Source organism: Treponema zioleckii, assembly GCF_014737315.1.
GTDB classification, from domain to species: domain Bacteria; phylum Spirochaetota; class Spirochaetia; order Treponematales; family Treponemataceae; genus Treponema_D; species Treponema_D zioleckii.
This window is the reverse complement of the sequence record NZ_JPUF01000017.1, coordinates 34,710-58,069: the sequence shown is the minus strand read 5'-3', so window position 1 is coordinate 58,069 and position 23,360 is coordinate 34,710. Positions and strand designations below refer to the sequence as shown.

At 40.7% G+C, this 23,360-nt stretch carries 30 protein-coding genes and 1 pseudogene; 12 read left to right on the top strand and 19 right to left on the bottom strand.

What is annotated here, in order from left to right:
- Positions 1–32 precede the first annotated feature (32 nt).
- The 8 genes from JI65_RS06280 to JI65_RS06245 form a co-directional block, all read right to left on the bottom strand.
- Positions 33–446 (bottom strand): cyclophilin-like fold protein, encoded by a 414-nt coding sequence (locus tag JI65_RS06280; protein ID WP_191014527.1) that lies wholly within the window; start codon positions 444–446, stop codon positions 33–35.
- 166 nt (positions 447–612) lie between these two features.
- Positions 613–1,062, bottom strand: a complete 450-nt coding sequence (locus JI65_RS06275) for a GNAT family N-acetyltransferase (protein WP_191014526.1) — start codon at positions 1,060–1,062, stop codon at positions 613–615.
- Between the two features lie 49 nt (positions 1,063–1,111).
- The gene (locus JI65_RS06270) at positions 1,112–1,807 is read right to left on the bottom strand and encodes a ZIP family metal transporter (protein ID WP_242457178.1); all 696 of its coding nucleotides are present in this window, start codon (positions 1,805–1,807) and stop codon (positions 1,112–1,114) included.
- A gap of 159 nt (positions 1,808–1,966) precedes the next feature.
- Positions 1,967–2,602 (bottom strand): hypothetical protein, encoded by a 636-nt coding sequence (locus JI65_RS06265; RefSeq protein ID WP_191014525.1) that lies wholly within the window; start codon positions 2,600–2,602, stop codon positions 1,967–1,969.
- A 229-nt stretch (positions 2,603–2,831) separates the two neighbouring features.
- On the bottom strand, positions 2,832–3,857 hold the full coding sequence (locus JI65_RS06260) for a threonine aldolase family protein (protein WP_191014524.1): 1,026 nt from the start codon (positions 3,855–3,857) through the stop codon (positions 2,832–2,834).
- Between the two features lie 106 nt (positions 3,858–3,963).
- Positions 3,964–5,784, bottom strand: coding sequence for a sensor domain-containing diguanylate cyclase (locus JI65_RS06255; protein ID WP_191014523.1), 1,821 nt, complete (start codon positions 5,782–5,784; stop codon positions 3,964–3,966).
- A 122-nt stretch (positions 5,785–5,906) separates the two neighbouring features.
- Complete coding sequence (locus JI65_RS06250) at positions 5,907–7,082, bottom strand: iron-containing alcohol dehydrogenase (protein ID WP_191014522.1); 1,176 nt, start codon at positions 7,080–7,082, stop codon at positions 5,907–5,909.
- Positions 7,083–7,339: 257 nt separating this feature from the next.
- Positions 7,340–7,723: a desulfoferrodoxin family protein gene (locus JI65_RS06245; RefSeq protein WP_191014521.1), complete on the bottom strand. Its 384-nt coding sequence runs from the start codon at positions 7,721–7,723 to the stop codon at positions 7,340–7,342.
- A 158-nt stretch (positions 7,724–7,881) separates the two neighbouring features.
- On the opposite strand from JI65_RS06245, the gene JI65_RS06240 reads away from it, so the two are divergent.
- Positions 7,882–8,649 carry a hypothetical protein gene (locus tag JI65_RS06240; protein ID WP_191014520.1) on the top strand — a complete coding sequence of 256 codons (768 nt, stop codon included), beginning with the start codon at positions 7,882–7,884 and terminating at the stop codon, positions 8,647–8,649.
- A 437-nt stretch (positions 8,650–9,086) separates the two neighbouring features.
- On the opposite strand, the gene JI65_RS06235 is transcribed toward JI65_RS06240, so the two are convergent.
- Positions 9,087–10,457 carry a DUF3943 domain-containing protein gene (locus JI65_RS06235; protein WP_191014519.1) on the bottom strand — a complete coding sequence of 457 codons (1,371 nt, stop codon included), beginning with the start codon at positions 10,455–10,457 and terminating at the stop codon, positions 9,087–9,089.
- 144 nt (positions 10,458–10,601) lie between these two features.
- Between JI65_RS06235 and JI65_RS06230 the strand changes: the two genes are divergently transcribed.
- Positions 10,602–10,784, top strand: coding sequence for a helix-turn-helix domain-containing protein (locus JI65_RS06230; RefSeq protein ID WP_191014518.1), 183 nt, complete (start codon positions 10,602–10,604; stop codon positions 10,782–10,784).
- A 12-nt stretch (positions 10,785–10,796) separates the two neighbouring features.
- On the opposite strand, the gene JI65_RS06225 is transcribed toward JI65_RS06230, so the two are convergent.
- Genes JI65_RS06225 through JI65_RS06215 form a run of 3 tightly spaced genes read right to left on the bottom strand, consistent with a single transcriptional unit; the run spans position 10,797 to position 12,361 of the window.
- Positions 10,797–11,660 carry a 4Fe-4S binding protein gene (locus JI65_RS06225; protein WP_191014517.1) on the bottom strand — a complete coding sequence of 288 codons (864 nt, stop codon included), beginning with the start codon at positions 11,658–11,660 and terminating at the stop codon, positions 10,797–10,799.
- Positions 11,661–11,682: 22 nt separating this feature from the next.
- Entirely contained in the window at positions 11,683–11,835 is a 153-nt protein-coding gene (locus JI65_RS06220; RefSeq protein WP_191014516.1) for a CD1871A family CXXC motif-containing protein, read from the bottom strand.
- A gap of 10 nt (positions 11,836–11,845) precedes the next feature.
- Positions 11,846–12,361, bottom strand: coding sequence for a TlpA family protein disulfide reductase (locus JI65_RS06215; RefSeq protein ID WP_191014515.1), 516 nt, complete (start codon positions 12,359–12,361; stop codon positions 11,846–11,848).
- A 492-nt stretch (positions 12,362–12,853) separates the two neighbouring features.
- Here JI65_RS06215 and JI65_RS06210 point away from each other — a divergent pair, with 492 nt between their 5' ends.
- Positions 12,854–13,279, top strand: a complete 426-nt coding sequence (locus tag JI65_RS06210) for an EamA family transporter (RefSeq protein ID WP_191014514.1) — start codon at positions 12,854–12,856, stop codon at positions 13,277–13,279.
- Between the two features lie 182 nt (positions 13,280–13,461).
- Positions 13,462–14,112 (top strand): hypothetical protein, encoded by a 651-nt coding sequence (locus tag JI65_RS06205; protein WP_191014513.1) that lies wholly within the window; start codon positions 13,462–13,464, stop codon positions 14,110–14,112.
- Between the two features lie 63 nt (positions 14,113–14,175).
- Here the strand turns inward: JI65_RS06205 and JI65_RS06200 are convergent, their stop codons facing one another.
- Positions 14,176–14,814 carry a TetR/AcrR family transcriptional regulator gene (locus JI65_RS06200; RefSeq protein WP_191014512.1) on the bottom strand — a complete coding sequence of 213 codons (639 nt, stop codon included), beginning with the start codon at positions 14,812–14,814 and terminating at the stop codon, positions 14,176–14,178.
- 263 nt (positions 14,815–15,077) lie between these two features.
- Between JI65_RS06200 and JI65_RS06195 the strand changes: the two genes are divergently transcribed.
- From JI65_RS06195 to JI65_RS06175, 5 genes are all read left to right on the top strand, one after another.
- Positions 15,078–15,566 carry a cyclophilin-like fold protein gene (locus JI65_RS06195; protein ID WP_242457177.1) on the top strand — a complete coding sequence of 163 codons (489 nt, stop codon included), beginning with the start codon at positions 15,078–15,080 and terminating at the stop codon, positions 15,564–15,566.
- A 6-nt stretch (positions 15,567–15,572) separates the two neighbouring features.
- Positions 15,573–16,475, top strand: coding sequence for an aldo/keto reductase (locus JI65_RS06190; RefSeq protein WP_191014511.1), 903 nt, complete (start codon positions 15,573–15,575; stop codon positions 16,473–16,475).
- Between the two features lie 25 nt (positions 16,476–16,500).
- A complete protein-coding gene (locus tag JI65_RS06185) occupies positions 16,501–18,261 on the top strand; it encodes a 1-deoxy-D-xylulose-5-phosphate synthase (RefSeq protein WP_191014510.1) in 1,761 nt (586 codons plus the stop codon).
- A gap of 17 nt (positions 18,262–18,278) precedes the next feature.
- Complete coding sequence (locus tag JI65_RS06180) at positions 18,279–19,112, top strand: carboxymuconolactone decarboxylase family protein (protein WP_191014509.1); 834 nt, start codon at positions 18,279–18,281, stop codon at positions 19,110–19,112.
- A gap of 84 nt (positions 19,113–19,196) precedes the next feature.
- Entirely contained in the window at positions 19,197–19,724 is a 528-nt protein-coding gene (locus JI65_RS06175; RefSeq protein WP_191014508.1) for a flavodoxin, read from the top strand.
- 215 nt (positions 19,725–19,939) lie between these two features.
- Here JI65_RS06175 and JI65_RS06170 read toward each other — a convergent pair whose 3' ends face one another.
- Complete coding sequence (locus JI65_RS06170) at positions 19,940–20,479, bottom strand: DUF1697 domain-containing protein (protein WP_191014507.1); 540 nt, start codon at positions 20,477–20,479, stop codon at positions 19,940–19,942.
- Positions 20,480–20,488: 9 nt separating this feature from the next.
- Positions 20,489–21,148, bottom strand: a complete 660-nt coding sequence (locus JI65_RS06165; protein ID WP_191014506.1) for a CatB-related O-acetyltransferase — start codon at positions 21,146–21,148, stop codon at positions 20,489–20,491.
- Between the two features lie 91 nt (positions 21,149–21,239).
- Between JI65_RS06165 and JI65_RS06160 the strand changes: the two genes are divergently transcribed.
- Both JI65_RS06160 and JI65_RS06155 read left to right on the top strand, forming a co-directional pair.
- Positions 21,240–21,641 (top strand): ferritin family protein, encoded by a 402-nt coding sequence (locus tag JI65_RS06160; RefSeq protein ID WP_191014505.1) that lies wholly within the window; start codon positions 21,240–21,242, stop codon positions 21,639–21,641.
- 3 nt (positions 21,642–21,644) lie between these two features.
- Positions 21,645–21,803, top strand: coding sequence for a hypothetical protein (locus JI65_RS06155; protein WP_197971914.1), 159 nt, complete (start codon positions 21,645–21,647; stop codon positions 21,801–21,803).
- A gap of 46 nt (positions 21,804–21,849) precedes the next feature.
- Here JI65_RS06155 and JI65_RS06150 read toward each other — a convergent pair whose 3' ends face one another.
- From JI65_RS06150 to JI65_RS17535, 3 genes are read right to left on the bottom strand one after another with little or no spacing between them, the layout of a single operon-like run.
- On the bottom strand, positions 21,850–22,227 hold the full coding sequence (locus JI65_RS06150; RefSeq protein WP_197971913.1) for a PIN domain-containing protein: 378 nt from the start codon (positions 22,225–22,227) through the stop codon (positions 21,850–21,852).
- Entirely contained in the window at positions 22,217–22,498 is a 282-nt protein-coding gene (locus JI65_RS06145) for a hypothetical protein (protein ID WP_191014503.1), read from the bottom strand. The genes JI65_RS06150 and JI65_RS06145 overlap by 11 nt, the downstream gene beginning before the upstream one ends.
- Positions 22,499–22,545: 47 nt before the next feature.
- Complete coding sequence (locus JI65_RS17535; RefSeq protein ID WP_277950587.1) at positions 22,546–22,671, bottom strand: hypothetical protein; 126 nt, start codon at positions 22,669–22,671, stop codon at positions 22,546–22,548.
- Between JI65_RS17535 and JI65_RS17355 the strand changes: the two genes are divergently transcribed.
- On the top strand, positions 22,612–22,980 hold the full coding sequence (locus tag JI65_RS17355) for a DUF4469 domain-containing protein (RefSeq protein ID WP_277950588.1): 369 nt from the start codon (positions 22,612–22,614) through the stop codon (positions 22,978–22,980). The genes JI65_RS17535 and JI65_RS17355 overlap by 60 nt on opposite strands.
- On the opposite strand, the pseudogene JI65_RS17350 reads toward JI65_RS17355, so the two are convergent.
- A pseudogene (locus JI65_RS17350) lies at positions 22,972–23,202 on the bottom strand (hypothetical protein); the annotation flags it as partial. The gene JI65_RS17355 and the pseudogene JI65_RS17350 overlap by 9 nt on opposite strands.
- Positions 23,203–23,360 lie beyond the last annotated feature (158 nt).

Below are 23,360 nucleotides of genomic sequence, written 5' to 3'. Positions count from 1 at the left end.
AAATTTCAAAATTAAAGCAACGATTCAATTTTCTAGTTCAAGCTTACGATTCTGTCTTTAACTTCAATTGCTTTTGCGAAATCTTCAGGCTTTTTTATTGTACCAAGTTTTGTGCCTTTCATAACATTGTAGGATTCGTTATCAAGGAACATTACAAGCCTGTTGCTCGTATCAAGAAAAATATCCCCTGAATTGATTTCGTTTTCTTTTTTAAACTGGGTTTTGTCAGCATTTACGATTTCTGGCAAATCAACAAAATAAATTCCGTTGATTTTATAAATATCATTCGTGCTAAACTCGACTTTCTGATTATTCTCGATATTTTTTATGCGAGCCGTAATCTTATTGTCATCGGTAATTTTAAATTCTGAGCGTGAACAACTCTGAAAAAATAACGAAACTGAAAAAATAACAAAAACAGATTTTAAAAGTCTTAATTTTTTCATAACTGCAGAAAATTATTACTCCCTAGTATCTTATCGGTAGGATGTATTCTAACATTAGATTTATTTTGTGTTCTAGCAAGTTAAAAAAGATTTTCAAGTGATTTTTGAATTTTTTTAGTTTTTTCGATAATATAATTTTAAGAAGTCTTTTTTTTATCAAAAATCTCTAATCATTCAATTCTAGAAGCATTTTTACATGAGGGATTCCGTCTTCTAAGTATTCTTCGGAGCAAGTTTTAAAACCGACCCTTTCATAAAATTTTATTGCATAGGTTTGGGCTTCGATTTGAATTCTTTTTGCGTTAAAAAAGTCTTTTGCAATTTTGATGCCTTCTTTTAGCAATTTTGTGCCAAGTCCGCCACGACGTTTCATAGAAATCACTCTGCCAATGGAAACATCGTAAAATTTTGTACCGCTTGGCAAAACCCGCAAATATGCAACAATTTCGTCTTTTTTATCATCTCGAAAAAAAACATGAATCGCGGCTTTGTCAAAATCATCGATTTCTTGGTAAGGGCACTTTTGCTCAACGACAAAAACCGCTACGCGAAGTCTATAAATCTCAAACAGTTCAGTTAAACTAAGTTCGTTAAAACGGCGTACAAATAAAGTCATACAATCTCCGATATTTCTAGTTCAACATAAAATTAGGGGAACTTCGAAATTATCCCAAAGCAACGTCCAAAACCATCATCAGCGCAAAACCAAGCGCAAAACCAATTGTACAAATATCTGTTTTTTCGTTGCGAGTGGCTTCTGGAATCAATTCTTCCACAACCACATAAACCATTGCACCAGCGGCAAAAGCCAATAAATATGGGAGGAAAGGAAGTACAAAGGATGTGAGCAAAATCGTGAGCAACGCAGCCACAGGTTCAACTGCCCCAGAAAAAACTCCGTAGAAAAATGATTTAGTGCGGCTATTGCCTTCTGAACGCAATGGCATAGAAATTATCGCCCCTTCCGGGAAATTCTGAATTGCAATTCCAATTGAGAGCGCAAGCGCCCCTGCTGACGAAATCTCCGTTCCGCCACTCAAAAAACTTGCAAAAACAACTCCGACTGCCATTCCTTCTGGAATGTTATGCAAAGTGACCGCAAAAAAAAGCATCATCGTGCGGCTAATCGAAGAATGTGGTCCTTCCGGCTCATTAGCCATTGCATGAAGGTGTGGTGTTATTTTGTCCAAAAGAAAAAGAAAAATTACGCCGCCTGCAAAACCGACCAAAGCTGGCAAAAAAGCAAGCCGGCCCATTTTTTCGGACATATTCATTGACGGAATAAGCAGTGACCATACGGAAGCGGCAATCATAACGCCAGCTGCAAAGCCGAGCAAAAGTCGTTGAAGTGAATCATTCATCCGCCTGTGCATAAAAAAAACACATGCGGAACCTAAAGCTGTTCCTAAAAAAGGAATTGACAACCCCCAAAAAGTTATGCTCAATTTTCATCCTCCAAGAATTTTACGACTAAAAATTCCACATGATTCCTATCGCTGGCAAAAAGCGGAATTTTCCTTTTAAGTCAGAAGCCTCAATTTTGCAAGAATAGGTTTTCTCGTATCCGTTTTCGTCAAAAGTCCATTTTTTCTCAAACGCACTGCTTCCTTTCGGAATGTATCGCAAACCAAGATTTGTATAAAAACCAAAATGAGTGAGCACTTTATAAGAAAGGAATAAATCCAGACCGACATCAAGCGTCCCCATCGAATACTGAGTTTCGATTTTTTTTGTAATTTTTTTGAGTCTTCAATTACATCGTTATCAGTACTGTTAAAAATCGTCACGTCAAAACCCAACATTCCGAGCAATGAAACGGTAAGATTTTCTGTTTTTACAAAAGTGTAGCCTGCACCGAATGCTACGTCATAAAAAAATCCAGTGTCTATCAATTTTCCGTTAATATTTATATCGTCCGAAGACGAAACACCGAGCGAAAAGCCAGCTTTTAACGAAAAACCGTTATCTTTAACGCCCAAAAAAAAGCCGTTTGCACCAAATCCTTTTGTAAAAACAGAATCTGTATTTTCTTCGTCAAATTCTAAAGATGAAAGAGGAAGAGTAAAACCGAGACCAATCTTATTTTTCCATTTTTCAGCTGAAATTCCTGCCAAAATCAATGTAAATGATATCAAAAATGATATAATTCTTTTCATATTGAATCTCCAAATATAGAATGCACATGTCACTGCCAAACTTGCTTGTGCAAGATTATTACACAAACACACGAATGCCAAGGATTCTAACAGTCTTCCTAAATATTTATTATAACGTATATTCAAAAATCATAAAGTTTTTTTATTTTAGAGTTATGGGTACTTCGAAAAATAGAGCTGCCCAATAAATTCAGAATGAAAATATTTTTTGGGCATCTCCATTATATTTCTACAAGAATTTTTTTAGTTCTTCAATTTTTTCTTTTGTAGTCGCCCAACTTGTGGCAAAGCGAACAACAGTGTGCGAGTCGTCGTATTTTTCCCAGAAACTGAACTTTACATTTTTCTGCAATTCCTGCATTTTTGTGTTTTCAAGAATCACAAACTGCTGGTTTGTAGGCGAATCGATAAAAAATTGATAATTTCTTTCTATAAATATAGCTTTTAATTCTTCTGCGCGCTCAATCGCATTCCGGCTGATTTTAAAATACAAATCATCGGTAAAGAGCGTGTCAAATTGGATTCCCAACAGGCGTCCTTTTGCAACAAGCGCACCGTGTTTTTTTGTAAGGTTTTCAAAGTGATTCGGCATGTTCTTTTTGGTAAAGACTACAGCTTCGCCGCAAAGTGCACCAACTTTCGTTCCTCCGATATAGAAGACATCGCAAAGGGAAGCAATGTCTTTTAGAGTAACGTCGGTGTGAAGGCTTTCGAGAGCATAACCGAGGCGCGCACCGTCCATAAAAAGCGGAATGCCATATTTTCTGCAAACTTCGCTCAACTTGGTAAGTTCAGCCTTTGTGTAGAGCGTGCCGTATTCTGTAGGATGGGAAATGTAAACGATTCCTGGAAAAACCATGTGCTCGTGATTACCGTCCGCATAGAAATCTTTGATAAACTGTTCAAGTTCATCTGCGTCCATTTTTCCGTTATGAGCCGGCAAAGGAAGCACTTTGTGCCCAGTATACTCAATGGCACCGGCTTCGTGAACGCTTACATGCCCGGTTTGCACAGAAACCACGCCTTCGTATGGATGAAGCATAGTGTCAATTACAAGTTGGTTTGTCTGAGTTCCGCCTGTAATAAAGGCAATCTGCGCCTCAGGGCAAGCACAAGCCGCTGCAATTTTGTTCTTAGCAGAAGAAGTATATTCATCTGCCCCATAGCCCGAAAGGGCCTCCATGTTTGTCTCTGCAAGCCGCTTTAGAATCTGCGGATGCGCTCCTTCGATATAATCACTTTCAAAAGAAATCATGGGAGGATTATAGCATAAATGCAGCATGAAAGAGAATTAATTATAACAGATTCCATTTCGAGTTTTTACAAATCCCGTCATTCGTCCTATTAATTAAGATTCGATGCTATTCATCTTTAAAAATCACGCGATTTTTTCCGTGAGTTTTGGCAAAATAAAGGCGGTTATCGACACGTTTATAAAAACTTTGAATATCATCATTTTCTTCAATGCCAGCAACGCCCAGAGAAATTGAAATTTGATTCATTTTTTCCCATTTTAGGCTGTAAATCTCTGTTCTAATCCGCTCCGCAACCGCAACTGCAACTTCTTCCGCTGACTCTGGGAGCAAAATCATAAATTCCTCGCCGCCCCAGCGCCCAATCGAATCTTGTTTTCGTATGCATTGCTTAGCAGTCTGAGCAATTTTTACAAGAACTTCGTCTCCCATGTCGTGCCCGTAAGTGTCGTTAATATGCTTAAAATTATCAATATCAAACATAATTAAATGGATATTTTTTGAATCACGCTTTTTTAATTCATAACTTATACGCTCAGAAATTTTTTTGCGGTTAAAAATCTTCGTAAGACCGTCAATTGTCGCCGCTTCCTCAAGCTTGATATTCGCAAGATAAAGGTCTCTTGTTGTTGCATGAAGAAAATTTACAAGTCGCTCTTCAAACGGTAAAAGCTGATTGTCTTTTTTATTCTGCGTAAGTTCGGCTACCCATTTATTAAAATCATTGTAATTGCTCGTGCCGTAAAAAACGTTTTCCACGTAACAATCATCAGAGTAAATTTTCTCTTCTGCATTTTCAAATTCCCTAAATCCCACCGCGACCAACGCACTGTTCTGCAAACCACCGCTTTTATTTTTGTAAAGCAACTCAGAAAATGCATAACAGCCGGCAGTTTCCCTGTAAAAATTCGAAAAAGCCTGAAGTTCCAGATGCTCTGTGTCTTTTAAATAGAGTCGTCTTGTTCGGCAAACGTGCAGCAAAAGTCCTTCAAGATTTTTTCGGCTCATATAATCTGCAAGATTGAATGCCTGCTTTAAAATTATATTTTTTGAGCCATAAGAGAACAAAAGTTTTTCACCTTTTTGAATGTCCGCAGTAAAATGAATGTTTCCGTCCTCATCTTTTTGGATTGGCACCCTTGCAACCCATTTGTCGCCCCGCCTGAGCATAAAAGGAAACTCGCAAGTGTTTTCCAAGAAAAATTTTGCTGAATTAACGCCCAAATATTTTTTGTAGATTTCACTGGCACTTATGTTATCAATCGTTTTTAGAACGTTATTATTTTCCACGTCTGTGACAACCATTTCTTTGCCGATTGGAGTCCACCCCAGCGTCGATTCAGCATAAATTCCAAGTTTCTCTCCGCTGAACAAAGTTATTACAATGCCGTCTTCATAAATTCCGTTGCCAAAAACATAGATTTTTTTATCATCCTCACGGCTTCCAAAGGCTGCCCCCGCTCCAAAAATCGGAATATCTTTTTTGTCAAAATCGTCCAGGGGCATAAAATCGTTTGTAACAGCATTCGCAAGCGGAGTCATGTAGACTTGAATGCCTTTAAGCTCCGGATATTTTTTTATTGAACTCAAAAAAGAGGACTTTGCTTCTTCAATGGAAATTTTTGAAAAATCATACTCTAGAACTTCGATATCTGAACTTTTAAAGCACAAGAATGTGATAATCGTGCTGCCCTTAAAGTTTTCGCCAAGGGCAAAGCCTTCAAGACAGGTAAGGCCGGAAATTTTCGCCTTTGGAAGTTTGCTTTTTATAAGAGATGAAATGTATGAAATATAATCTTTTTGTACGCGTTTTGTAAAAATATTGACAAGAACCGTTTTTGCGTTTTTATAGTCAACGCATTCTTTAGCTTCATCCAAGAATTTTACCGCATCATAGCTATCAACAATTGCACAAGTTATTTGTCTCATATTTCTACAGGCTCCTTCCATAAAATGATACAATGCAAATTCCGGGCCGACAATATAAATCAGTCAGGGAGGCCGAACTAAATTCGGTATGACAAGTTTTTAGCCAGTCTCCCCCCAAAAAGTTATATCATCATCTTGTAGATTTTTGTGCAGTCTTCTTCATTGAGCGTCACAAATCCAGAAAGATAGCCCGGGCGACCATTTCCGTGACAAAGCACTTTGACAAGGTGAGGAATATCTTCTTCCTTTGCGCCAAGTTCGGCAAAATTCTTCGGCATTCCAATTGAAACAAGATAATTCTGCAAAGCATTGATTCCCTCGAGGGCAGTCACTTCCGGGTGCTCAAAGTCCATCTGGCATCCCCACACACGAACAGCAACCTGTGCAAAGCGCATTACGTTATGATTCATTACGTATTTGAAGACAGCCGGCATAGTAACGGCAAGCCCCGCGCCATGAGCACAGTCGTACAATGCCGAAAGTTCATGCTCAATTTCGTGGCTGTTCCAGTCCTGGCTGCGTCCGACTCCGCAAGAATTGTTGTGAGCCATCATTCCAGCCCACATTATGTTCGCACGCGCGTCGTAGTTGTTAGGATTTTCAATAACGCGAGGGCCTTCGTGTTTCATCGTGAGCAAAAGTGCCTCAATCAATCTGTCGGTAACTTCAACTTCTTTTGTGTTGGTAAGATAACGCTCGTAAAGATGAGCGATTATATCCGTAATTCCTGCCGCACTTTGGAAAGGTGGCAATGTCTGAGTGAGCGCAGGATTCAGAATGCTGAACTTCGGGCGAAGTGCATCCCCGCCAGTCCCGCGTTTTAACATTCCTTCCTCTTTTGTAATAACAGAATCACCGCTGCCCTCACTTCCTGCAGCTGCAATCGTCAAGACAGTTCCAACCGGCAGAGCCTTCTCAATTTGCTTTCCGCTGTAAAAATCCCAAAAATCACCGTCGTACACAGTTCCCGCAGCAATCGCCTTTGCGGAATCAATCGTGCTTCCGCCACCTACGGCAAGAATAAAATCAACCTTCTCTTTTTTGCAAAGTTCAATTCCTTCGTAAACAAGCCCGCTCCGAGGATTAGGTTTTACACCGCCAAGCGAAACATACGGAATTTCCTCTTTTTTTAAGGAAGCTTCAACCCTGTCCAATAGCCCGGATTTCCTTGCACTGTTTCCGCCAAAATGAATCAGAACTTTAGTTCCGCCAAAGCGTTTTACATACTCCCCCGCCTGACACTCTGTATTCTTCCCAAAAGCAAAAAATGTCGGTGAATAAAAAGTGAAATTTTCCATAAATCGAATCTCCTAGAAGAAAGGTATGGAAATAGAATAAAATTAGGTTAATAAAAAAACAAATAAAAGATATGTTATTGAAAGCAACGCAAGTCAGTTGCTTCGGAGAATGCGCCCTATTCCAAAGTTTTGAATAAAATCTATTGGTCATTTCGACCACATTCAACGGTAGGTAAATTACTAGAATTGTATTTTGTTTTTTTTATAAAGACTATAATTGCCGTGCTTGACACGGCAATCTTTAAACCAGCGAAAAACTACTGAGCTTCCCACTTCCAGAGTCCGTGTTTATTGCAGAACTCGTATACAGCAAGAACTTTGTCTCCGTCTGCAAGCGCAAACACCGCGGAAGGCTTGTCACCAGGGGAAAGAGTTTTTCTCTGCACTCCATGATTCGTCTCGATTTCGATGAACTGAATCCAATGGTCGCTCTCCATTGGGTGCAAAGCAGAACCAATCGTAACGTCAACAAAATGACCTGCAAGATTTACCACAGGAACATGCTTTTCTGTAGCACCATCGCTCGTATTTGCTTTTAAAAGCACCATTTCGTCCCCACAGCACACCGTAGGACACGAAGAGCCCTGAATCATCTCCACGATTTTTTTGCACTTTTTGCACTGATAGAATTCAACAGCCATAAGTACCTCCTTTATAATCCGTTTTTCAATTATAAAGCACCTTTCACCATTCTCAAAATTAAAAATTAAAAATTAAATTTTCCTTAAATTTTTGGTTGATAAATTCCCCTCCCCCGTGTACAATGATTTAAGATTCATTTAATTTTAAGGAGATTGCAATGAAGAAGACTACAAAGAATATTTTCGCATGTTTGGGTGCGATAACGGTATTCGCCGGATATTTCGTGCTCTCCCTTTCGTGCGCAACAAACAATGGCGTTGAACGAGAAAGCGGTACAGAAGTTTCTGTAAAAACAAATCTAACAGAAAACAAGTGGCAGGATTATGACATTACGGTCGTCAGTTCGGAAAAATGCCCTTCAAGAATTTTAAAGCTCGTTCAAAAGAACGGAACTTCCGGCGAAAACGGAAAAATTTTCTACGCAATTTCTGACCCGAACGACACTGAGGTTTACCAAACCATAAAAAAGGACGGAATGAGCAAAAAGGTAAAAGTTGCCTCAGACCTCGTTACGGCAAGCGAACTTAAAGGCAAGCATTTGATAAACGAGGAAGATGCCAAAGCCGCCGTTGCATTCATCAACCAGCTCGAAACGAAGTTCAAAAAGGAGCGCAAAGGTGACGGTGTTCTCGACAAATTCGAAATATTCAAGGTCGTAAAGAAGAGTGACACTGTTTGGGTTAAGACTGGTGCTTCAAGAACCGGTGGGTACGTTACAGAAACAGGTGAATACCAAACTGTTGAGTGGGAAGAAAAAACACGAGTATTCTTTATTCAGCACTCGACAGCTTACGGAAAAGACGAAATCTTGTATTCCGCAAATGACCCGAAAGTTGCTTTGCCAACAGGCGGAGTCGCTCCAATGCCGCCGGTTGTCGTAAAACTTGAAGAAATCCTTGCAGTAAGAGATGCATTGTCAAAATAATCCAAGGATTTTATCTTGCTGAACAAGAAAAAAGTTTTTGTAGGATTGCTGATACTAATTTTTGCAATTATTCTTTTTGCAGTCCTACATGATTTTACCAATCTTTATATTTTCAAGGATTTTCAAAGTTCTCCCATTTTCGAAAAATACAAGGAAATCCAAATACTCGCCCTGTCATTCCTAAAAAAAGTTCCATGCTTCAAGTTTATCAATAATCATTTAGTAGATTTTCTTTGGTTTCTTTCGTTCGCCTTAATCATTACAGAATTTTTGCCAGAATACCGAAAAATAAGATTTCTCGGTATTCTATTGATGGCACTCCTAAGTGAATTCTCCCAACTACTCTGTCCCAGACTCGGCACCTTCGACATTTTTGACTTGATTGGTTATTTTTTGATAGCCTGCGTTCTTGTTTGGGGCAAAGTTGTTCGATAATTTTATTTTCTCTTGAAGACAAGCTTTCCATAAATTTGCGCAGAATTCAAAAGATGTACTGTATTAGGTTCATTTTCAAACCAATCTTTTTTATAAACAAAAGAATCACGAATTCCCAGCGTAAAATGCTCCGTAAGTTCATATTCATATCCCAATTTTACCTGAGCTATAAAATGTTTGTTGGCTTCTGATTCTTCAAGTTTTGCGTAAATGTACGGAACCAAAAAATTCACTTCGCCTTCGCCGTAAAGACGTCCAAAATTTTCAGTCTCCAGAGAAAATCCAGCCTTAAAAAGCGCACCGCCACCAAAGTTATACGACCGTACAGGATTCAATTTATCTTCTTTATTGGTATTGATACGAATATTTTGAAAAAGCCGATACAAGCTTCTCGTGCCGAGAAAAATTCCATCAATCTGGGCAAAATATCTAAATTTTGCAAAATCATAAATCTTCTCATATCCAAAATATTTCAAGCCAAGCGCGGCATTCGAAAAAGCAATGATATTCGATTTTTCGCCTTCATACATCAAGTTTAAGCCAATCGTTCCTTCTGATTCTTCAAAATAAAGCGCACGTGAATACAAAAATCCATCAATACAATAAACAATATCATAATAATGGGAGGAAATTTTTAATTCCAAATCCGCGGTGAATGAATCATAGTTTTCTTTTGTCGTGTGACCTTCCAGCTTGCCATACTGAATATGAAAAGCTATGCCGCCAGCATTCTTATTTATCTTGTCAGAATCATCGCTTCCGCAATAATCCACGTTTGAATTGTCAAAATCTCCATGAAAAATAATGTCCAACTCCTCGGTACGTCCAGAAGCCCGAATTTCTTTTCCTTTGCACATTGAATTAATCGCATCCAGCGGGCTGATAAGCCATGCAAGTGGCGGAAAAATCTCGTTCGCGTCAATATAGAGACGATGCAAAGTTTCACCAACGAGCGAACCACAGAGCGGAGTCGTAATAAAATCATTCACAGCAGGTGTTGTAGTCTCTCCGAATTCTTCCCACATAAGAGAGCCGCCAGCCGTAACCAAAAAAGACTGCCAAAAATTAAGTCCGTTTGAGCGAGCGGCATTAAAATACAAAGAGCCCTGATAAGGATGCCCGAACTGATTCATAAAAAATCCGTCTTTATCCCAGCACCAGTTTCTGTGCAAATTAGTTTTCATTGTATCGATATCTATCTGAGAATAATCTTCTTTAAGAAAAATCCTTGCGCTGCTGTTGAACACCATGTTTATAAGAAAAACATCGCCAGTCGCAATAACAATGTCCTTTGCAGAAAATTTTTCCTCATCTGAATCAGAGTCAGCCCCGGTCTGTGCAAAAATATTTCCGGCCAAAATTAACAACAACAAAGACGTAAACAACTTTCTCATATTGAAGTGAATTATAGCAAAAAGCAGAGAAAAAAATCCATTATTGATTCAATGTTGCAAAATCCACTTCTCATGCTAGAATATAGGGAACTTTTGTGCATAAACAAAACGGAGGAACGCACTATGGCAGAAAAAGAACAGATTCTTGAGGCAATGAAAAAAGCGGGAGAACCGCTTAACGCAGGAAAAATTGCAGAACTTACCGGCTTAGACCGAAAAGTTGTGGACAAAACAATGACCGCCATGAAAAAAGACGGCTCAATCGTTTCTCCAGTTCGCTGCAAATGGGAGCCTGCCGAAAAATAAAATCATACGGTGTCAATTTACCGATTTTAACGGACGAATTGCACCGTGCGGACATGCAGCTTTGCAGTCGCCGCAACGGATGCAGTCAGCCGAATTCGGTTTTTCGTACACGGGAATATCGAGTTTGCAGATTTTCTGGCACGCACCGCATTTTGTGCATTTTGTCTCGTCGATTTTGAATCGGTAGAACGAGATTTTGTTGAAAATGCCGTAAATCGCACCGAGCGGGCAAACGTATCGGCAGAACGGACGATACAATATAATAGAAGAAAATAGCGTAATTGCGAGAATTGCGATTTTCCATCTAAAGATAAATCCAGCCGCGCCACGCATCGCATTGTTCAGAAGCACAAGCGGAATTCCGCCCTCAAGCGTGCCGACCGGGCAAATCCACTTGCAGAACCACGGTTCGCCCAAGCCGGTAATGTCAATCACGAACATTGGAAGAAGAATAACGAAGATTCCAAGAAACACAAAGCGCAGCCATCTCAGTCCTTTTTCGCCCGGAAGACGGCGGATTTTTTTGACGAAGGGAATCTTAAAAAGCAAATCCTGAATCAAACCGAACGGACAAAGAAAACCGCACACGAATCGTCCGAGCAACGTTCCAAAAATCACAAGAAGGCCCACAACATACAGTGAGATTCTGTACTCGCGGGCGTTGAGCGTTGCCTGCAATGAGCCAATCGGACATGCGCCGAGCGCGCCCGGACAGGAATAGCAGTTCATGCCGGGAACGCAGACGAATTTGGAGTTGCCTTCAAAAATCTTTCCTTGCGCAAAGCCTTTTATGTAGCCGTTTGAAAGGGCTGCAAAACATGCCTGTATTATGAGACGAATGCGAGAATGTTTTTTTAGTTTTAATTTACCTGCCATTTGTTGTCCCCAGTACGAAAAATCACCCGATTCCGATGCATTCCATGCAGATTCTGGTGGCTTTATAAAAAACGGTCTCCGCCTCGCCTCGGAAAATGCCCGTAATTACGAATAAGATTCCAAGGCAAAGGGAAATTGCTGCGATGATTTTTCGTTTTCTTTCGGTCAATCTCATTTTTAAAATCTTATTTTTTCAAAATTTCATCGATGATTTTCTGCCAGTCTTTCTGGCTTCTTGCGCCGAGATAGGCTTCGCCAATCTGTTTTCCGTTTGAGTCAACAAAAATCGTTGTCGGAACAGCCTGAATGTTTTTGAGAAAACCAGAAAACATTTCTTTTGTCGGAATTATGTGCGTGTAATTCGCGCCCGTCTGCTTGATGATTGTCTCTCCGCTTGATTTTACGCGAGAATCAACGTTTCCTTTTCGGTCAAGAATGTCAATCACGATTCCGACTACCTCAACGCCGTTCGATTTGTTCGCCTCGTTGAGTTTAGCAAGGTCAGGCATTTCACGGATGCACGGTCCGCAAAAAGTTCCCCAAATATTCACCATCGTCACTTTGTTTTTGGCAAAAATATCGCTTGAAACAGTCTTTCCGCTCATGTCCGTAGCGCTGAACGAAATTTTGTCGCCAGCTTTCTGCGCAAAAGAAAGTGTCGTAAGTGCGAGCAATGCGATTATCGCAAAAATCTTTTTCATTTTGATACTCCTTGCATTTTTATGCGTTTTGTGTTTTCCGCATAAAAGTACGATATTGTTCTAACACAGAATTGATATTTTTTCTGTGATTTTGTCACTTTTTTTTACAATCATTGAATTTTCAGCAGTTTGACATTTTTCTTCAATTTCATGATTCAAGTATAATCATGAAAAAACAAAGTTGCTTTTTGATTGTCTATAGGATTTCTATAAAAAAATATAGCCTGAAAAACTTTAGGGAACTTCGAAAAACTGAACTTTTTTGAAGTTCCCTTTATTACTTCTATGGAAATTCCGAATTTTCATAGAATGACAAGGTTTGTAAAAACTCCACAGAAACTCAACATTTGCCTTTATAATCAAAATACGCATTGATGATTTTAGCCAATTCTGATAATTTAAAATTACTGCCACCGGGTAGGAATGTTTTAAACATTCAGTCTCATCGTTAGGTCTTAGAAGATGGACAAACAACATAAAAAGGAGTCCATCATGTTTTCATACATCTGGCCAATTTTATTAATCGTTACAGCAAACACGCTTTATCAGATTTGTGCGAAAGGCATTCCAGAATCGATGAACACTTATGCTTCAATGACGGTGACTTATGCCGTTTCGTCTGTTTTTTCGTTCATAATGTTTATCGTCACATCAAAAGCGAAACCTTCCTTTAGTGACTTCGCGCTGACAAACTGGGCAACAATTATTCTTGGAGTCGTAATCACCGGGCTTGAAGTTGGCTTTATTTGCGCCTACAAATCAGGCTGGAAAGTGAACACACTTGCGCTCGTTTCAAGCACAATCCTGGCCGCAGTGCTTATTTTCGTTGGATTCTTTTTGTACAAGGAACAGCTGAGCGTTTCGAAAATTGCAGGAGTTGTAATCTGCCTTGTAGGGCTTTATTTTATCAACAAATAGTTTTTTGAGCGAATTTCGCAAACAGGGAGCATCCACAATAAAAATTCAGATTGACATCACAAGTGACAGCGGAACGACAAATAGGATTTATTCTCCTGCGGTACAGCGGCATTCAAACTTTACGGGAATTTGCAGAAACCTCTAGAATCGTTTTATAATTTATCAGTAAACAGGAGCCAATTTTGAAAAAGTTTGTTTTATTATTTTGTTCGGCAGTAATCCTTTTTAATTCGTCGTGTACTTTCAACAAAAAGGTAGGTTCTATAGTCCGAAAAAAAGTGAGTGCCGAAGGAAAAACTTATGTAAAAAATCTGAAAATTTCTGAATGGAGTGAATTTGACGCGCAGGGCCGAAAAATTTGTACAAAATACAGCAACGGAAGCGAATATATCTTTGATTACGACGAGACCGGAACTAAAATGCATACGGTGAGTTTTTTTAACTCAGAGAAAAACAGCGAATCGTGGAGCGAGCTTGATTCCAAAGGAAATGTGATTTACGAAAAAGATTCCAACGAAATTGAACAATGGTTTGAATACGATGATAAAAACAGACTCATTCATTTGCGGTACAATTCTGGAATTGAGGCCTGGTATGAATTTAATGGAACCATAACCGAAGTATATACTGTTGATAATGATGGAAAAACCTCCACCGCGACAATCGACAATGGAGATGAATATTTTGAATATGACTCCTGCGGAAATAAAATCTATTTTAAAAACAGTGGCGGCTACGAAGAATGGTATGAATACACTTTTTGGCAAGACGGAACCGTAAAGACCAAAACAACGTATACGAAGCCTGAAGACAATATCCTATTCTTTTTATAAAGGAAAGAATGAATCGTAATATAAAAACTACAATCTCTTCTGATCCAAAATGATTTCCTACTCTTACTCTTTCCAGTCCAGCCGCATTTTAAGAAAGTCCTTCATGTCTTTGTAAAAATCCATTGGCGGCGGAGTGATATTGATTTGCTTGAGGGCTTCCTGAACCAGCGGATTTTTGTAGCAGCAGACGGCACTTGATGAAGCATAAAAAAGCACGTCCAGCTGAATTTTGTAGGCAACTTCCTGACTGATTTTTAGCATTTTTGAAAGTCTGTCGCGGAAAGCGTAGGCAAGCTCATAATATTTTTTCTTAAAGGCGGCAAGCCGTTCCACCGTAACATTCGTTTCAATTACCGGGTTAAGGTAAGAAACATAACGCATATAATCCTGATTGGCATTTAAGATTCCTGCCCAGACTTCTGAAATCACTTCAATAGAAAAATTATTGCCTTCCGGAAAAGCCGAAAGCAGAGAGCCGTAATAGGCATTCATTTTTTCAGCAGCGATTTCCAAAAAGATTTCTTCTTTAGTTGTAACGTATTTGTAAAGGTTGGCCCGTGACCAGCCAAGTTTTTCTGCAATTGTGGTGAGCGTAATTTCGGTGTAAGGGGCGTTTTGAAAAAGTTCTGCCGTTGCCTCTTTGATTTGAGAAAGTCGCTCTTCTTTGTGTTCGTCGCTTCGCGCGCGGATATAATTTGGCATAAAAGCAGAATAGCACAGCGGCGGGATTTATGCAATAAGCAACTTTTTGTCACTAAAATAAGATTTTAGTATTGACAAGTCACAAAAGATGGCATACATTTTAGTTAAGTGACATTATGTTACTAAAACGCGTTAGGGATTGGAGCACCCGCGAAGCGGTCCACCGCAGCGAAGCGAGGAGGATGAGCGTTAGCGAAGTGCGCAAAGCCCGGTGGCGAGAGCAAAGCGAACGCCGAACGCCCTAGAAAAATATGGAGAAAACAATGAAAAAAATTATTTCGATTTTTGCTCTGCTGGGCTTCTTTACCATGACAGCCTGTGCAGGCGGGAATAATAAATCATCAACAGAAAAAGGAGAAGCCACAATGAAAATCCAGATTGAAATCACAAGCGAAAGCGGAAATCATACTCTCACCGCTACCCTGACCGACAATTCTTCGGCTGTGGCGTTCTATGAGCTTTTGAAAAAAGGAGCTGTAACGATTTCAATGCACGATTACGGCAATTTTGAGAAAGTCGGCTCGCTCGGAAAAACGCTTCCTCGAAACGACACTCAAATTACAACGAGCGCCGGCGACATTATTCTGTATCAGGGGAATCAGATTACGATTTACTACGACAAAAACAGCTGGAACTTCACACGGCTTGGAAAAGTGGTTTCGACAGGCTCAACCACCACTATTACACAGGCCAAGCTCAAAAAGATTCTGGGCAAAGGCAATGTAACTGCTGTCTTTTCTGTAATGGAATAGAAGGAAATGCTTTTGAAAAAACTATTTCTGTTTCTTGTGGTATTACTTATGACGGCTTTTGTTATGGCTGAGGAAAAACACATGGGAAAGTTTGCGACGAATATAGAATTGAATTCCGGTTACGAAATGCCAATTCTTGGACTTGGTACCTGGACACTTACAGGCGCGACCTGCGAAAACGCCGTTTATGCTGCGCTCAAATCCGGCTACCGTTTAATTGATACTGCAAAATATTATGGCAACGAAAGTGAAGTTGGGAATGCAATTGGCCGTGCTATAAAAGACGGAATCTGCAAGCGGGAAGAAATCTTTGTTACCACAAAACTCGTTCCGTGGAGCAATTCTCCAGACAAGGATATTGACGATTCTTTGCAAAAACTTGGGCTTTCTTACATCGACCTTGTTCTTCTTCATCAGCACGGTTCAGCCTCTGGCGACGACGCAGTTTACAATGCGATGATTCGAGGAGTTAAGGATGGCAAGATTCATTCTATTGGAATCTCAAACTTTTACACGGAAAAATCAATCTTGCATTTTATAAACGATTTTGAGATTCCGCCGGCAGTCATTCAAAACGAAAACCACTTGAAATATCAGAATAATTCTCTGCGCGACTGGGCAAGCAAAAAAGGGATTTATATAGAAAGCTATTATCCATTCGGCGGTCGCGGCCACACAAAAGAGCATCTGCAAAACCCGGCTGTGCTGGAAATCGCCCGTGCCCACGGTAAAACTGCCGCACAAATCATCGTCCGCTGGCATTTGCAGGCGGGTTACATCGCAATTCCCGGAAGCTCAAACCCAGCCCACATTGCGGAAAACTTTGATGTCTGGGATTTTGAACTGACTGAGAATGAAATAAAAAAATTAAGCTCGCTGGACACTGGGCGACGCTATGAAAACTGGTAATAAACTTAGCATAAGGAGATTTTTTATGATTTTGGACAAGATTAATTCACCAAAGGATTTAAAGAAATGTTCTGTTTCGGAACTGGAAACTGTGGCAGGTGAAATCCGCGAAGGGCTTTTCAACCGCCTTACAAAAATCGGCGGACATTTCGGGCCGAACTTCGGTTTTGTAGAAGCGACAATCGCTCTTCATTATGTTTTCGATTCTCCGAACGACAAATTCGTCTTTGACGTTTCCCACCAATCTTATGCGCATAAAATGCTCACAGGTCGAAAGGCCGGCTACTTTGACGACAGCCGCTTTTCAGAAGATTCTGGCTATACAAATCCAGATGAGAGCGAACACGACTTTTTCAACATCGGGCACACTTCCACGTCGATTGCGTTGGCTTTGGGGCTTGCAAAGGGAAGAGACATTCTCGGCAAAAAAGAAAATATCGTTGCCATTATTGGAGACGGCTCTCTTTCTGGCGGAGAGGCACTGGAAGCCTTGAGCGTTGCAGGAAGCGAACTCAATTCAAATTTCATTGTAGTTGTGAACGACAACGAACAGGCAATCGCCGAAAACCACGGTGGAATCTACAAGAATCTTAAAGCTCTTCGTGACTCTAACGGCAAGGCAGAAAACAATATGTTCAGGGCGTGGGGCTTGGACTACATCTACGAGGAAAACGGAAACGACATTTCTTCATTGATTGCGGTTTTTGAGAAAGTCCGTGACTCGAATCGTCCTGTTGTTGTTCACATTCACACACAGAAAGGCAAGGGCTATGAGCTGGCGGAAAAGGACAAGGAAAGCTGGCACTGGTGCATGCCTTTTGACCGCGCGACAGGAAAGCCGACAGTAAATTTTGGAAGCGGTGAATCGTATTTCGGCATGACGAGCCAATATATAGTAGAAAAAGCCAAAAAGGATAAGGATTTTGTAGTGGTAACTCCTGCAATGCCGATGTCTGTAGGCCTTGGTCCTGAAGAGCGGGCTAAGCTTGGAAGTCAGTACATTGACACAGGAATTGCAGAAGAAGCGGCCGTTGCAATCGCGTCGGGAATTGCCCGCCGGGGTGCAAAACCTCTTGTTGTGACCAACATGACTTTCTTACAGCGTGCCTATGATCAGATTTCTCAGGACGTGTGCATCAACAAAACACCTGTCACCATGCTTATGAATTATTCGTCGTTTGACGGACTTACAGATGTAACCCATCTTGGCATATTCGGTCTTGCAGCCTTTACAAACATTCCGAATCTTGTAGTGCTCTGCCCTTCAAGCGCGGAAGAATATATTTCCATGCTGGATTGGAGCCTGGATTCAAAGCAGAAGGAAAATCCTGTCCTCATTCTGATTCCCGGAAATACAGTGAGCCACCGCCCTGCAGATAAAGACTACAGTGCCCTGAACCGCTACAAGATTGAAAAGCAGGGAGAAAAAGTTGCAGTCATCGCCCTCGGCGACTTTTTCCAGAAAGGAGAGGAACTTGCCTCTGCAATCAAAGAAAAATGTGGATTTACTCCTACCCTGATAAATCCTCGTTTTGCCTCAGGCCTCGACGAAGAACTTCTGCATGATCTTGAAAAGAATCATCAGCTTGTCCTTACGATTGAAGACGGAATCCTTGAAGGCGGATTCGGTCAAAAAATCGCTTCATTCTATGGGGATAAAAAATTGCTGGTAAAAAACTACGGTCTTAAAAAGCAATTCTACGACCGCTACAATCCCGATGAACTTTTGCGCGAATGTGGAATGTCTACAGAACAGATTGTAAAAGAGGTCAAATCTCTTTTATAGGAAACAAGGAGACAAATATGGCAGAAAAAATTACACAGACAGCAGGTCGGGATCAGCTTGGAGACTTTGCTCCGATGTTCGCTCACCTGAACGACGATGTACTCTTTGGCGAAGTATGGAACACAGAAGCAATCGATATAAAAACAAAGTGCATCATAACAGTGGTGTCGCTCATGGCAAGCGGAATTACAGATTCTTCCCTCACATACCATTTGCAGAACGCAAAGGCTCACGGAGTTACAAAAGAAGAAATCGCCGCAATCATCACGCATGCTACAATGTACACAGGCTGGCCAAAAGGCTGGGCAGTATTCCGTCTGGCAAAGGAAGTCTGGAAGGAAAATGAGCCTGCCACAAACGAAAAAGACCGCTACCAGAATTCAATTTTCTTCCCGCTTGGAGAGCCAAACCCATATGGGAAATATTTTGTGGGACAAAGCTACCTTGCTCAGATTTCCAAAGAGCAGATTCCGGTTTTCAATGTAACTTTTGAGCCTGGTTGCCGCAATAACTGGCACATCCACAATGTAGGGAGCGCCGACGTAAGTCGGGAAACTGCGAGTGGCGCAGCAGTTTCAGCGAGTCTCGCTCGTGCCCCGTCACGAGCGCTGTCAGGTGGCGGACAAATACTTATCTGTGTTGGCGGTCGCGGCTGGTATCAGGAAGAGGGAAAAGAGGCCGTCGAACTGCTTCCCGGAAGCGTGGTGAACATTAGAGCTGGCGTAAAGCACTGGCACGGAGCGGCAAAAGACTCATGGTTCAGCCATCTTGCACTGGAGATTCCGGCGGAAGAAGGAAGTACGACCTGGTGCGAGCCGGTGAGCGATGAAGATTACGGAAAATTGCAATAAAGCGTTAGGGATAGTAGTAGCGGCCTGACTGCCGACAGGCAGGCGGGTGCGCCCAAAATACATATTACTTACGGAGGAAACTTTATGAAAAAACTTATTCTTGCACTTTTACTCGGAGGTTTTATTTTGGCGGGAACATTTGCAAAAACTGCGGTTGTTTATTTTAGCGCGACAGGAACGACCGAGCGCATGGCAAAAAACGCGGCGCAAGCACTCGGAGCAGATGTAATTGAGATTCAGCCGGCACACAAATACACCGATGCGGATTTGAACTGGCACGACAAAAAATCGCTTTCTACAATCGAATGCAATGACCCGAAGAGCAGACCTGCCATAGCAAATAAAATCGACATCTCTACTTACGACACCGTGATTTTGTGCTACCCAATCTGGTGGGCTTATGCGCCGAAAATCGTCTACACGTTTGTTGAAAGCCAGAACTGGTCGGGCAAAAAACTTATTACCCTTTGCACAAGCGGCGGAAGTAAACTCGGCAGAAGCGGAAGTGATTTAGCAAAATTTGCAAAAGGCGCAGACTTCAAGGGCGGAAAAGACTTTACCCGTGGCAGTGGCTCAGATATTAAGAAGTATGTTGAAGGCTTGTTGAAATAGAACTTTGGATAAACTAATAGGCCGATGCCGAGTTTTCTTTTATGAAACTGAACACGGTGCTGTCAGGCGGCACCTTCGCAACACAGCTACTTCGGAGACCTCCTAAAAACACTTGAAGTAAAAGTTAGTTGGTTGTGGTTTCGGCCGGCTCAACCACCGCACGGTATACTGTATAAATTTCGAAACTAGTTCGGAATGGCACATATTTTACTTCTTTACATCGTCGCAATCTTCCGAAGAGTATTTGCAGTGCGAATTGTAATCATTTCGCCAATGCCAGAGGACGCTGTCTTTTTCCACCAAGCAGCTTTTGCATATAATTTTCGGTCAAAGGACCAAAAGGCTGCATTTGTACAGATTTCTACTTTTTCAAGCTCCGCAGTCGGCTCGCCGATTTTTTCAGCAACCGTTTCGATTCTATACGGAGCAATCGCAAAAATCAGATTGTCATAAATATCTTTACTGTCACTTCCCCACCAAGAAGGCGATTTTTCTAAAAGACCTTTTAATTCATCCTGAGAAATCACAAAAACAGGAATCTCAAGATGAAAGGTCTGAGAAATAATTGAACGCAGACTTTCCGCAAGTTTTTCGACATTCATCTCATCAGCAGAAAAAAGCACATTACCGCTGTTCAGATAAGTTTTTACATCTGCAAAGCCATTTTCGGCAAGGACGGCTTTCAATTCCGGCATAGAAATTTTATTTTTTCCGCTGATATTTATTCCGCGGAGTAATGCAACATATCTGGTCATTTTTCTACCCTACTTTCTTTTCTTCGCTTCAAGCAATTTTTCCTTCAACTTTCGTCTCACCATTTCCAAATCGCTGCTGGTCAAAATCGGGAGCAGTTCATTTATCTCTTCAATTGACTTGTTCCACCAGGAAAACTTTTCCAGAAGCTCAATTAACTCATCATCAAAACGCTTTTTGATTGTTCGGCAAGGATTTCCAACGTTAACCGTATAAGGCGCAATGTTAGTTGCAACAACGGCATTCGCTCCGATTATGGCACCGTCACCAATATGAACTCCCGGCATGACCACGGCATTCTGCCCAATCCAAACATCGTTACCGATGACAGTATCACCCTTGAGCGGCAAATCGTTTTTAGCCGGGGCTTTCATGTTCCAGCCCTCCAGCGTGTAGAATGGGAAAGTTGACACCGCATTCATCTGATGATTCGCTCCGTTCATAACAAATTCCACACCCGCTGCAATCTGACAGAACTTCCCAATAATCAGCTTGTCGCCATTCCATTCGTAAAGATGGGTAACATGACTTTCAAAATCGGAATCTGCAATATAAGTAAAATCGCCAACGAGAATGTTTGGATTTTTAAGAGTCGGTTTTACATAAATCTCTTTGTCATAACCTGCTACAGGATGAATTGTCATTGGATTTGGAATCTTACCGTCTTTCATTCTAAACCTCGTTGTAATTATAGCAAAAAAATATCTTCAAAGCACTGAATAAATCCCCGCATAATGCTAAAATGCACTCAAAGGAAATTCTATGGAAATCACAAAGAAAGAAATGAAACTGCTACTCAAATCTCAGCAGGGAGAACTTGATGCAGTCCTCATGTACAACGCATTGGCAAAAATTGCAAAAATCCAGAAGGACAAGGACACGTTCCGTCAGCTTGCAAAAGAAGAAGGTCATCATGCTTCAGTTTTTCATAAGCTGACACAAAGAGAAATTGCGCCAAAACACACTAAAGAAATTCTCCTTCCCATTCTCTATAAGCTTTTACCGCGCTGTATTTTGTATTCCGCAATCGCACAAGGAGAATATGCCGCCGTAAAAAATTATGCACCTGTGGCAGAAAAGTTCCCCGAAGTTGAGAGCGTAAAAAATGATGAAAAACGCCACGGGGATACGGTAAAAGGATTATTGCACAAAGAACAGGTCTAAAACATGATAGAACTTCGCACTCTGGAAGAATTTGGAATGCGGGATAATCATTTTGAAGAAGACGAGCAGATTATCTCCAGAGAAACAATCGAAAACTCTATCAAAGATGGCGAAGCTTACCGCATAATCGTGGACGAAAAAAGCAGGCGGGCTTGTTATTAAGACAGAAGGAAGCAATGGAGATTTAGATTTGCGTTTCCTGCTTGCATTATTCAGAGTCGGTTTCTTTTCTTTTCATAAAATTATTGAGTTTTTTGTCAAACGTAAGGATTTCGTTTTTCTCAACAATATGATAAGCAGCGAGCAAGCAATCCACAAAATCCAACTTTGTTTCTGAATAATTATGTAGTGCATTTTTCAAAGTTTCAGTATTCTCAACTGTTACATTTGGCAAAAACGAAAGAAGAGCTTTTTCAATATCCCCTCTTTCGATTTTATAAACGCCATACAAAACATAAACAACTTCTGCAATTACTTCATAAGTTGTAGAGCACTCATTATTCAATATCAAATCACGAGCTTTTTGAGAAAGTTCCTTGTTATCATTGAGAATAAATCTAAGAATTATATTTGTATCAAGATACACCACCATATTTCTCCATTACAGCCATCGCCCATGCATCTTTTTCTTTTTTCTGCAATTTGGGATTTGCGTATTGAGAAAGACAACCAAAAGCTGCGTCAACTTTGGCTCTGCGTTCTTCAAATGCGATTTCTTCTGTCGTTTTTTGCACCGTTTCTGTGGGATAAAGCTGTTCAACAGACAGTGATGATTTTGGTGAAATCTGCTTCAAAAAAGCCTTGATTGGCTCAATAATATTCGCGTCTGCATTGTCGATTGTCATTGTTAAAGTCATAGCTTTTTCCTCCTGTTTTCATTATATCACACACATTTGCGCTTGCTCTACAACTTTCCTCGGAACGCGCGCGCAAGAATAGACTTTTTGAGCAAGTCGATTTGAGAAAGCACATACTCCGCCGTTTCTTTTGCGTCCGCCTCTTTTTCAAGCACGCTGTCGAGGATGCGCACAATTTCCTACTGTTCGGGGAGAGATGGGGCATTTACTTTGCGCCTGTCGATTCAGAAGGAAAAATGACGTCTGATGAAACTTCATGGGTAAAAGTGGAAGAATCTAGTCTTTTCCGCAACAAACCGAGCGAACTGAACTTTTTTGTACCGGATTCCCTCAGCGAAGGAAGCTGGAAGATTGTTCTTCGCACAAGTTACCTTGGAAAAAGTTCGAGCCGTAAAACTATGCTGGAAAGCAATATTTTCGTGAGCAGAATCGTTGCGTTTAATTCGAACCTGATTTATCCATTGATTTACGTCATAAGGTAGAAGGCCTTCAGATTTTAAGATTTTAGTTCGTGTATAGTGAGTATTGTCGTATTCGGGTTCCGGGATCTTTTCGATGCGCATAATTTCCCGAACCATCAGTTCAACAAAAAGACCCGATTTATTCTTGCTTGAGGCCGGATCTGTATAAACATATTTTTCTGCAAAATCCAAAGTTTTCGCAAAATCCGGCCAGTAAACTTGTAGAAAGGTAAAATTACTCATAAACATTTTCTCATGACAAAAATCTATCAGTAAATTGTACTATATAAAGTCATATTTTTACAGAATAATATGTGACAATGAAGGTCACTGTGCTTCTGAAACTGTCATTGCCCCTTAAAAAACTCAGTAAGTATGTCTTTCAGAAAGTTATATCGTCT

Excerpts from the sequence above, each read along its gene's own strand:
- JI65_RS06280 (WP_191014527.1), bottom strand. The coding sequence starts at position 446 with ATGAAAAAATTAAGACTTTTAAAATCTGTTTTTGTTATTTTTTCAGTT.
- JI65_RS06275 (WP_191014526.1), bottom strand. The coding sequence starts at position 1,062 with ATGACTTTATTTGTACGCCGTTTTAACGAACTTAGTTTAACTGAACTG.
- JI65_RS06270 (WP_242457178.1), bottom strand. The coding sequence starts at position 1,807 with ATGAATGATTCACTTCAACGACTTTTGCTCGGCTTTGCAGCTGGCGTT.
- JI65_RS06265 (WP_191014525.1), bottom strand. The coding sequence starts at position 2,602 with ATGAAAAGAATTATATCATTTTTGATATCATTTACATTGATTTTGGCA.
- JI65_RS06260 (WP_191014524.1), bottom strand. The coding sequence starts at position 3,857 with ATGATTTCTTTTGAAAGTGATTATATCGAAGGAGCGCATCCGCAGATT.
- JI65_RS06255 (WP_191014523.1), bottom strand. The coding sequence starts at position 5,784 with ATGAGACAAATAACTTGTGCAATTGTTGATAGCTATGATGCGGTAAAA.
- JI65_RS06250 (WP_191014522.1), bottom strand. The coding sequence starts at position 7,082 with ATGGAAAATTTCACTTTTTATTCACCGACATTTTTTGCTTTTGGGAAG.
- JI65_RS06245 (WP_191014521.1), bottom strand. The coding sequence starts at position 7,723 with ATGGCTGTTGAATTCTATCAGTGCAAAAAGTGCAAAAAAATCGTGGAG.
- JI65_RS06240 (WP_191014520.1), top strand. The coding sequence starts at position 7,882 with ATGAAGAAGACTACAAAGAATATTTTCGCATGTTTGGGTGCGATAACG.
- JI65_RS06230 (WP_191014518.1), top strand. The coding sequence starts at position 10,602 with ATGGCAGAAAAAGAACAGATTCTTGAGGCAATGAAAAAAGCGGGAGAA.
- JI65_RS06225 (WP_191014517.1), bottom strand. The coding sequence starts at position 11,660 with ATGGCAGGTAAATTAAAACTAAAAAAACATTCTCGCATTCGTCTCATA.
- JI65_RS06220 (WP_191014516.1), bottom strand. The coding sequence starts at position 11,835 with ATGAGATTGACCGAAAGAAAACGAAAAATCATCGCAGCAATTTCCCTT.
- JI65_RS06215 (WP_191014515.1), bottom strand. The coding sequence starts at position 12,361 with ATGAAAAAGATTTTTGCGATAATCGCATTGCTCGCACTTACGACACTT.
- JI65_RS06210 (WP_191014514.1), top strand. The coding sequence starts at position 12,854 with ATGTTTTCATACATCTGGCCAATTTTATTAATCGTTACAGCAAACACG.
- JI65_RS06200 (WP_191014512.1), bottom strand. The coding sequence starts at position 14,814 with ATGCCAAATTATATCCGCGCGCGAAGCGACGAACACAAAGAAGAGCGA.
- JI65_RS06195 (WP_242457177.1), top strand. The coding sequence starts at position 15,078 with ATGAAAAAAATTATTTCGATTTTTGCTCTGCTGGGCTTCTTTACCATG.
- JI65_RS06190 (WP_191014511.1), top strand. The coding sequence starts at position 15,573 with ATGCTTTTGAAAAAACTATTTCTGTTTCTTGTGGTATTACTTATGACG.
- JI65_RS06185 (WP_191014510.1), top strand. The coding sequence starts at position 16,501 with ATGATTTTGGACAAGATTAATTCACCAAAGGATTTAAAGAAATGTTCT.
- JI65_RS06180 (WP_191014509.1), top strand. The coding sequence starts at position 18,279 with ATGGCAGAAAAAATTACACAGACAGCAGGTCGGGATCAGCTTGGAGAC.
- JI65_RS06175 (WP_191014508.1), top strand. The coding sequence starts at position 19,197 with ATGAAAAAACTTATTCTTGCACTTTTACTCGGAGGTTTTATTTTGGCG.
- JI65_RS06170 (WP_191014507.1), bottom strand. The coding sequence starts at position 20,479 with ATGACCAGATATGTTGCATTACTCCGCGGAATAAATATCAGCGGAAAA.
- JI65_RS06165 (WP_191014506.1), bottom strand. The coding sequence starts at position 21,148 with ATGAAAGACGGTAAGATTCCAAATCCAATGACAATTCATCCTGTAGCA.
- JI65_RS06160 (WP_191014505.1), top strand. The coding sequence starts at position 21,240 with ATGGAAATCACAAAGAAAGAAATGAAACTGCTACTCAAATCTCAGCAG.
- JI65_RS06155 (WP_197971914.1), top strand. The coding sequence starts at position 21,645 with ATGATAGAACTTCGCACTCTGGAAGAATTTGGAATGCGGGATAATCAT.
- JI65_RS06145 (WP_191014503.1), bottom strand. The coding sequence starts at position 22,498 with ATGACTTTAACAATGACAATCGACAATGCAGACGCGAATATTATTGAG.